The organism is Plesiocystis pacifica SIR-1 (genome assembly GCF_000170895.1).
Taxonomy (GTDB): domain Bacteria; phylum Myxococcota_A; class Polyangia; order Nannocystales; family Nannocystaceae; genus Plesiocystis; species Plesiocystis pacifica.
Genome location: NZ_ABCS01000105.1, coordinates 25,550 through 34,049, shown reverse-complemented (window position 1 = coordinate 34,049; position 8,500 = coordinate 25,550). Strand labels below are relative to the sequence as shown.

General features: G+C 69.4%; 8 protein-coding genes. 5 read left to right on the top strand and 3 right to left on the bottom strand.

The window, feature by feature from the left end:
• The coding region (locus PPSIR1_RS34025; RefSeq protein WP_006975793.1) for an aminotransferase class V-fold PLP-dependent enzyme at window positions 1-984 on the bottom strand (984 nt) is incomplete at its 3' end.
• Between the two features lie 337 nt (window positions 985-1,321).
• On the opposite strand from PPSIR1_RS34025, the gene PPSIR1_RS34020 reads away from it, so the two are divergent.
• Together PPSIR1_RS34020 and PPSIR1_RS34015 are read left to right on the top strand one after the other, a co-directional pair.
• Window positions 1,322-2,290: a protein kinase domain-containing protein gene (locus PPSIR1_RS34020; protein ID WP_157596261.1), complete on the top strand. Its 969-nt coding sequence runs from the start codon at window positions 1,322-1,324 to the stop codon at window positions 2,288-2,290.
• Between the two features lie 58 nt (window positions 2,291-2,348).
• Window positions 2,349-3,161 carry a GNAT family N-acetyltransferase gene (locus tag PPSIR1_RS34015; protein ID WP_006975791.1) on the top strand — a complete coding sequence of 271 codons (813 nt, stop codon included), beginning with the start codon at window positions 2,349-2,351 and terminating at the stop codon, window positions 3,159-3,161.
• A gap of 597 nt (window positions 3,162-3,758) precedes the next feature.
• Here PPSIR1_RS34015 and PPSIR1_RS34010 read toward each other — a convergent pair.
• Together PPSIR1_RS34010 and PPSIR1_RS44635 are read right to left on the bottom strand one after the other, a co-directional pair.
• Complete coding sequence (locus PPSIR1_RS34010; protein ID WP_157596260.1) at window positions 3,759-4,394, bottom strand: hypothetical protein; 636 nt, start codon at window positions 4,392-4,394, stop codon at window positions 3,759-3,761.
• A 139-nt stretch (window positions 4,395-4,533) separates the two neighbouring features.
• The gene (locus tag PPSIR1_RS44635; RefSeq protein WP_006975789.1) at window positions 4,534-5,391 is read right to left on the bottom strand and encodes a S1/P1 nuclease; all 858 of its coding nucleotides are present in this window, start codon (window positions 5,389-5,391) and stop codon (window positions 4,534-4,536) included.
• Window positions 5,392-6,105: 714 nt separating this feature from the next.
• Here PPSIR1_RS44635 and PPSIR1_RS34000 point away from each other — a divergent pair.
• The 3 genes from PPSIR1_RS34000 to PPSIR1_RS33990 all read left to right on the top strand — a co-directional run bounded on the left by PPSIR1_RS34000 (window position 6,106) and on the right by PPSIR1_RS33990 (window position 8,484).
• The gene (locus PPSIR1_RS34000) at window positions 6,106-6,930 is read left to right on the top strand and encodes a hypothetical protein (RefSeq protein WP_157596259.1); all 825 of its coding nucleotides are present in this window, start codon (window positions 6,106-6,108) and stop codon (window positions 6,928-6,930) included.
• Window position 6,931: 1 nt separating this feature from the next.
• Window positions 6,932-7,468, top strand: coding sequence for a response regulator transcription factor (locus PPSIR1_RS50910; RefSeq protein ID WP_006975787.1), 537 nt, complete (start codon window positions 6,932-6,934; stop codon window positions 7,466-7,468).
• Between the two features lie 440 nt (window positions 7,469-7,908).
• On the top strand, window positions 7,909-8,484 hold the full coding sequence (locus PPSIR1_RS33990; protein ID WP_006975786.1) for a response regulator transcription factor: 576 nt from the start codon (window positions 7,909-7,911) through the stop codon (window positions 8,482-8,484).
• Window positions 8,485-8,500: the final 16 nt, after the last annotated feature.

Sequence of the window (8,500 nt, the reverse complement as noted above, 5' to 3'; positions counted from 1 at the left end):
CGGCAGGGGCAGCGCGACGAGGTTGCCGATCATCGAGTCGGGCGCGGCCGCGTCCTGGCCGAGGGCCTCGAGCAAGCACGCGCGCCCGGCCAGGGCCAGGGCGCGGTTGCGTCGGCGGATCTCCGCCCAGCCGCCCGGCACGAGCTTGGCCAGGTAGTCGATCGCAAAGGGCACGCTCAGCCACGCGCTCGGGTCGAGGGTCCCCGGCCAGTCGAACTCGTCTTGCAGGCGCGAGTGGTCCGCCCGCGGCATGTTGGCGCCGTGGCTGATGACCGACGGTCGCAGGCCTTCGCGCCGATCCTCGCGGACGTGCAGGAAGGCCGAGCCCTTGGGCGTGCACACCCACTTGTGCAGGTTGCCGGTGTAGTAGGGCGCCCCGAGAGCGCCGAGCTCCAGGTCGAGGTGACCGGGCGCGTGGGCGCCGTCGACGAGCACGTCGACGCCCCGGGCCGCGCAGCGCTCGAGGATGGACTCCATGGGCAATACGAGGCCCGTGGGGCTGGTGATGTGATCGATGAGCGCGAGCGTGGTCCGCTCGCTGAGCGCGGCCTCGATGGCCTCGACGGCCTGCTCGGGGCGCGCGATGGGGAAGGGAATGTCGGCGACGACGACCCGCGCCCCCGCGCGCTCGCACACGTAGCGGGCGACGTTGTTGCACGCGTTGTAGCCGTGGTTGGTGATCACCAGCTCGTCGCCGGGGGCGAAGGACAGCGAGCGGAGCACGGCGTTGACCCCGGTGGTCGCGTTGGGCACGAACACCAGCCCGGCCTCGTCGCAGCCGAGGAACTCGGCGAGCCTGGCCCGGGCGCGATCGATCTCGGCGTGAATGGCCCGAGCCAGGAAGGCGACGGGCTCGCGCTCCATGCGGTCGCGCCAGCTTTGCTGGTGCTCGAGGACGGCCCGCGGGCAGGCGCCGAAGGAACCGTGATTCAGGAAGCGGACCTCGGGGTCGAGGGTCCACAGCGGGCGCAGCTCGTTGGGCACGGCAAAGAGTATCCAACGGCGAGGACACGTCATGACACACACATGTGATCCAAAGTGTGGCTGGTAGCTTCGCGGCACCGGCGGATGGGCCTGTGACGCAAATCGTCAGTGCGCCCTCAGCGGTGGGGCTTTTGTCTCCACTCGTCTGAACCGTGAACAAAAAATCGCATGGACACTTTCGCTAGGCCCCTCAAAAAGTGTGGTCATTCGCCCCAGCAAAGGCGGAGTCGAGCGAAAACAAGCCCGATCAAATCGGCTCTACGTGCCCAATCTCCGTGAAATAATGGTGGCCAAGGTGACATGGCGCCGCTATTGTGATCGCGGGATGGGCGTACGGATGAGCACCGACGATTGGCGCTTGAAGCAGCGCTCGACGCTCTCCCATCGTTATACTTTTCTCGATCAGTTGGAGCGCGGCCCCTTCGGCCAGTGGATCCAGGGCGAGGACGCCGTCACCGACGCCTGGGTCCAGATCCTCGAGCTCGACCGCGCCCGCTTCCCGCGCGAGGCCCTGCCGGCCCTCGCCTCGCTGATCGCCAGCGACGACGAGCTCGAGGTCCACGACAACATCGAGTTCTCCCGCACCCTCGCCTGCGACGAGGACGGCCGCGCCTACCTCATCACCGTGCCCAGCCCGGGCGACAGCCTGCGCGCGCGCTTGCAGGTGGACTCGGGGTGGTCGTGGGCGGCCTGCCGCGCCCTGGTCATCGAGGTCGGCGAGGCCCTGGCCCACGCCCACGACCTCGGCCGGGTCCACGGCGGCCTGTGCCCGGAGGTCATCCGCATCGACGGTGAGCAGCTGCCCCGGCCCCAGCTCACCATCACGGGCTTTGGCCTGGCCGCCATCGCCGATCGCCACGACCAGCGAGAGTGGCGGGGCTCGAGCCCCTACACCGCGCCCGAGCTCCACGGCGGCTACCCGGCCCACCACGGCTCCGACGTCTACGCCCTCGGCGTCCTGCTGTGGGAGCTGGCCGCCGGCCGCCGCCCCTTCCGCCCGACCCGCGTGCCGATCTTCGACGCCGAGCGTCGCCGGGCCACCCTGCTCGGGCGCGACTGCCCCAGCGAGCTCGACGCGCTCTTGGACCTCGCCCTCGCCCCGGACCCGGACGAGCGCTTCGCCGACATCCACGAGTTCCTCGACACCCTCCAGGCCCTGACCGAGCCCTGCGAGTTCGGCCAGCTGCCCGCGGCCAACACGGGCTGGGAGGGCGGCGAGCTGCTCTCGGCGATCAGCGGGCTCGAGCCGGCCGCGCTGCGCCTGGTCCGACGTCACATCGACGCGCTGCTGTCCGGCGAGCATTGAGTCGTGGACGTGGGACTGGGAGGGCGTGGCGTCGTCCACGACGGCTACACTCCGCCGCGTGACCGCCCTTCGCCTTCGCCTTCGCCTTCGCCCTGGCGCGCAGTTCGACGTCGTCGACCTGCGTCGCGCCTACCTCGAGTCGAACACCGCGCCCCTCGACGGCATGTGGCTCAGCTTCGCGCTGGCGGCTGAGGTGACACTCATCGAAGCGGGCGACGCCCTCGTCGGCTTCGCCACCGTCGACGCCGAGCGGCGCGTGCTCGAGTTCTTCGTCCGCCGACCCGAGCTCGCCCGCGCGGCCTTCGGCCTGGTCGCCGCCGAGGCCGACGGGGCGATGGTCCCGACCACGAGCCCGAGCTTTCTATCGCTCGCCATAGACCGCCAGCAACGCGTGGCCGTCAACGCGCACCTCTACCAAGCGCGCGACGAGGCCTACAGCCGCGAAGTGAGTCCCCCCGAAGGCACCGCGCTCCGCGAGCTCACCGCCGGAGAGCTCGCGCTCGCCCTCGACTTTGGCGAGCTCGCCATTCCAGCGCCGCGCGACTGGCTCACGGGCTACTACCGAGCGCGCATCGCCAAAGGCGAGCTGTATGGGCTGTGGTCGGGGGCCGAGCTCATCGCGGCCGGCGAGCTGCGACCCAGCCCGCTGCAGCCCGGCGTCGCCGACCTCGGCATGGTCGTCGCCGAGCGACACCGCCGGCGGGGTCTGGCCACGCGGATCCTCGAGCAACTGATCGTCCGCGCGGGCGCGCGCGGGCTGCGTGCGATCTGCTCGACCGAGGCCAGCAACCCGGGCGCGCAAAAAGCCATCGAGCGGGCAGGTTTCACCGCGCAGCACCGCCTGCTCGAGGTCGCCTTCGACCGCGCTTAGAGGGTCGGCCAAAACAAGTCCTGTCCGCCCCTCTATCTATTTTAGCCGTCGTAGACGACGCCACGCCCTCCCTGCCCCACGTCCACGACTCAGGTCAGCCATCACCGAAGCGAGGCTTCGGCCTACCAAGGATGAAGCGAGCCCTCGCTGACTACCGAGTGGTCAGTTTCTTATCAGCCATCACCGAAGTCGAGGCTTCGGCCTGCCAAGGATGAAACAGCCCCCCGCGGACTACCGAGCGGTCAGTTTCGTATCAGAGACTGTCAAGGAATCCACGCCCCCGCTTGCGGGGGCGACCACCAGCCTTCTCGAAGGCACGAACCCCATTGCCCACCAAGCCAAAGCGGAGGAGCGGACAGCGACGAAGCGCCCCCGGTCCCCAAACGCCTGTGGGGGCAAAGTAGAACTCAGCTGGCGTTGAACCCGTGGGCGGCTGCCTTTCTCGGTAGACGGTCGAGGAATCCACGCCCCCGCTTGCGGGGGCGACCACCAGCCTTCTCGAAGGCACGAACCCCATTGCCCACCAAGCCAAAGCGGAGGAGCGGACAGCGACGAAGCGCCCCCGGTCCCCAAACGCCTGTGGGGGCAAAGTAGAACTCAGTCCGGCTTCGACGTCGCCCCTGCCGCGCGGCGACGCCAGACCAGGGCCGGGACCAGCGAGAGCACGAACACCACGCCGAGACCTCGGAGGACCCGCCCAGTCATCAAACGCGGGACCTCGGTCTGCCCCGGCCCGAGCCAGACCAGCGCCTCTTGGGCCCACTCGTGCTCGATGGGCACCGGCTCCCGACCGGGCCCCAGCTCGATGCCGTGATCCTCATAGGCGAAGAGCAGCAGCTCGTCGCCGGGCGCCAGATCGCGGAAGCCCTCGCCACAGCTGCTGTCGTCCGAGTAGATCGTGATCTCCCGGGTCACCGATCCTTTCCAGACCTCCTCGACGCGCAGGGTCGCCGAGACCCGGGGGCGCAGGGTCTTCCAGACGACGATGTTCAGGGGGTACGGGAGGCCGTACCAATCCGTGGCCAGGGCCGGCTCGTCATAGGAGAGGACCGTCGCCCGAACCACGACCGTGGACCACTCGAACTCATGCTCTGCCGAGCTCCCCGTGATCGGCCCGACGGGCGCGTCGCAGGCCAGGGACGATCCTGGCGATAGATAGACGACAGCGGCGAGCAGCCCGCCCAGGAGCGCTTCGAGCCAGGGAGTTCTAGAACCAGCAGACGAGCAGAGCACCTTTGAAGCTAGCACGCGTCGCAGAGGCGAACACGCTGAGCCGCGGACGTAGGGCAGGGAGGGTGTGGCGTCGTCCACGACGGCTAAAATCGACAGCGGACTGGCCAGAGCTCGTTCGGGCCGCCCCTTAGGGGGCCGCTCAGGCGTCTTCGAAGATGGCCTCGAGCAAGGCGGCGAGGCGCACCCCGGCCTGGCTCAAGCGCTGCTCCGCGGTCGACGAGTTGCGGCGGTACCAGTCCGCGCCGAGGGTGTCGCCCGAGCGAACGGGGGTCAGCCCGTCGACGTGCAGGTAGGCCTCCGCGGCCGCGAATCGACGCGACTCCTCGAGCCAGTCGTAGATGGTCCCGCCCACCCAGCGCGCGCGCGCGTCGGCGTCGATGCCCGCGTCGAGCGCTACGGCGTAGGCCTTCCAGTCGACCCCGCGCTCGGTCAACGCGAGCGCGACCAGAGCCCCGTCCCAGGCCGCGTGCAAGTTGGTGGTCTCGCCCTTCGCCGTGTAGCCCGGGATCGTCAGGCGATCGATGTCGTTGCCGCCTCGATCGCCCCGCCGACCCGCGTGCAATGGTTGGTGGGCGTCGCCGACGAAGTGGACCAAAAAGCGCAGCGCCTCGGCGCGCTGGTCTTCGCTCGCGCCCTCGCTGCGCAGGATGTCCGCGTAATAAGGAACGGCCGTCGCCAGACAACCAGCCCGCTCGAGGCACTGCGCGTGGAGCTCTCGCGGGCTCGTGGGGCCGTCTAGGTTGACGTAGTGGCTCGACGCCGCGAACGCGAACTCGGGCGACTCGCGGGCCTCGTGATCGGCCCAGATCGACGCCGTCGCCAGGCTCCCGTCGCCTTTTCCATCGCTGCCCTGGAGCAGCGCGCGGACCTTCGCGCGGGTCGCGGGTGACAAGTTGCGCTCGGCGATCTCACCGACGATGCGGTGACCGTCGTCGTGCCACGCGAGGGCCTGCGGCGCATGCACTGCGGCGATCACCGCGATCCCAAAGGCGATCATCACGCAGCCCCTCGAGCGCGCTCCACGGGACATGGAACATTCACCAAACACCCTCCGCGGCCCTGCGACTCGCGCTGCCCAAACCGTGAGCTGGCCCCTCATCGGATCGGGGCTGCTCGGTCGGTGGGGCTCGGCGCTCATTGCGAACAGGCTATCAGTCGAGGGCGGCTGGATCGCCGCTTCGGCGACGGCCCGGTCTGGGCCCGACTCACGGATGGCCCGCGCGCCGACCCCTGGGTGTGCGCGAAAGCGCGTCACCGATGGTCGTTAGCGGTAACGATCCGCCCGGATACGGTGACGGCCCCCGTCAATTCGGTGACACCCTTCCCGTGGACGGGCTGTGGCGAAAGCGCGCAGCCGCCCGGCCGATGGGGTCAACCCCCCGCTAACACGCCAGGTTGACGGTGCTCTGCCCGGCCTGGGTGCCGGCGGGCTCCCGGCGACTGGGCGGGCAGGCGAACGGTTCGCGTCCGTTGGCTCGGTTCGGATCGGTGACCCCCAGGTTGCATCAGCGTCCCTGACGGTCCGGGTCCTGGCGTTCCAAGGTGATGCCACGGCGACGCATGGCGCATCGCCCAACCACAACCGCCGATGATGTTCAGCCACGAAAGCCCGAACCATCCCGCCGATCAGGTTTGGGATCAGCCCACCCGACCTCCGACAGGGGTCTGTTTCGTCGCCAGCTTCGAAGGTCGCACGCTCTTGTGTCTGGAGATGGATGGACGGCCATGCTGGTTCGCCAGCGAGGTTGCCGCGATCTTGGGGCTCGGCCTGGAGCACGGCGCCTCGGACCTCGCGCGTCGCATTGCGATGGACTGGGTCGACGAGGCCCGCGAGGGCGAGCACTGGCTGCGCATCGGGGAGCTCGAGCTCGCCGAGCTGCGCGCGGTGCTCGAAGAGCGCGGCGTGGTGTTGCCCGCGAGCCTGGTCGAGGCCAACAGCGCCCTGCTCTTGCTCGAGTCTGGCGTCGCGTTGACCGTCGCCGGCCTCGCCCGCGACGAGCCCTCGACCCGCGACGTCGGCCTGCGCCTGCTCAAGCACATCAGCGAGCGCGTCGTGCCCGAGGCCGAGGCCTTCACCCGCCGGGCTCGCTACAGCTCCGCCGTCGAGAGCGAGGCCTCGCTGATCGCCCGCGAGCGCCTCGACTTCGAGCGTCGGCGCTGGGAGTACGACGCCCTCGAGGGCCTGTGCGACGTCCTCGATCAGGGCGCCGAGGTCGACGCCGAGGTCGTCCAGGCCTACCGAGTCACCGCCGCAGAGATGGCCCTGGACGGGTCCCTGTGGCAGCTCAAGCCGAGCATCGAGCACGGCTGGTTGAGCCCCACACAGATCGCTCGACGCCACTTGGGCGTCACCCCCCAACGAGTTGGACAAGTCATCACCTTGCTCGGACTGCGCGACAGCAAGATCCACAGCAAGGCCGTGTTGAACAAGGCCGTCGGCCGCGAACGCGCCGTCGTGTCTCACCTTTACAGCCCGGCAGCCGTCGGGCTCATCGAGCGCGAGCTCAGGAGTCGAGGATACCGTCGTGTCGAATGAAGTGATTGCCAATAACGCCGCTACCGTTGCCAACTGTGAAGTCCGGATCTGGGTCGAGCGCGACGAGGATGCCTCGCGCATCAGCGCCGTCCTCGAAGCCCTGGGCTACACGGTGCTCCGCGAGCTCGAAGAGGGCGACGGGCCCGCGCGCCTGCGCTGGGCCGTCAACCGCCTGTGCCACCGCCACAAGCTGACCGCGCGCGAGCGGGACGTGCTCGAGCGCGTGCTCGCGGGTCGCAACAACGAGCAGATCGGGAAGGATCTCGAGATCAGCCGCGCCACCGTCAAGTGGCACATGCACAACATCTTCGCCAAGACCAACACCGGCAACCGCGAAGCCCTGCTCCGCCTCGCCCTCCAGCTCGGGGGCAAGCAGCAGGTCCGCGAGGGCGGCGAAGAGGACGCTCCCGGCGAGCCCCAGTCCGAGCAGCCCACCCAGCCCATCGAGGTCCCCGCCAAGCCTGGCCCGAACTTCCACCCCGCCATGGTCCGCGAGATCATCGCGGCCGAGGACGTGCCCTCGAAGTCCTGGGGCTGAGCCCAGCCTTTTAGACAACCCCAAGAGAGAGTCGGAGCGAACGCTCCGGCTCTCTCTTTTTGTGCACCTTTGGAGCCACTCCCCCTGCCCCCTGCTCGGGCCCCCAGTTTGGTTGCCTCGCGGCGAACAAACCAATGAACCAGGCGACGGGGTTGGAACGGTGACGAACGGTGACGCTTGGTTCGGGATGGGTGTCGACCCGTCCCCGAGGTTGTCTACCCACCGAATTCGCAGGCCTGTGGGCGGTCTGCGGCAAGTCTCGTCACCGACTCTTGGTTCGGCCTGGAGACCCGCCGGTTGCACTGCGGTCCCTGACGGTCCGGCCTGCGGGGGTGCATGTTGTGTGTGCAGCCGACGGGGGCAGCCGCCGCTCCCCGCCAACGTCGAGACTCCAAAGCTTCTCCAGACCTCCCACACACCCGCGAAATCAGGACATCACCATGACCATCACCAACGCCTCCGCCGTCTCCACCGCCCCCGCCTTCGCCAGCAACGAGGTTCACATCCGCGTCGCCCGTGACGAGGACGCCGCCCGCATCAGCGCCGTGCTCGAGGCCCTCGGCTACAGCGTCCTGCGCCAGCTCGACGAGGGCGACGGTCCCGCTCGCCTGCGCTGGGCCGTGACCCGCCTGGCCCAGAACCACAAGCTCACCGACCGCGAGCAGGACATCCTCGAGTTCGTGCTCCGCGGCCGCAACAACGAGCAGATCGGCCGCGAGCTCAGCATCAGCCGCGCGACCGTGAAGTGGCACATGCACAACATCTTCGCCAAGACCAACACCGGCAACCGCGAGGCCCTGCTCCGCCTCGCCCTGCAGCTCGGCAACGGCGGCAACGCCATGCGTCGCCCGGCCGCGCCGAGCACCCCCGCCGCCGGCCCGGCGCAGCCCGTGGCCAAGAGCTCGGCGAGCGGCTCGGCCAACTGGGCCGGCTCCGAGGAGGTCACCGCGCGCATCGACTTTGACCAGCCCCGCGTGCCCTCGGCCGAGTCCGTCCCCAGCAAGCGCCTGTTCTGATTTGCCCCCGGGCGCG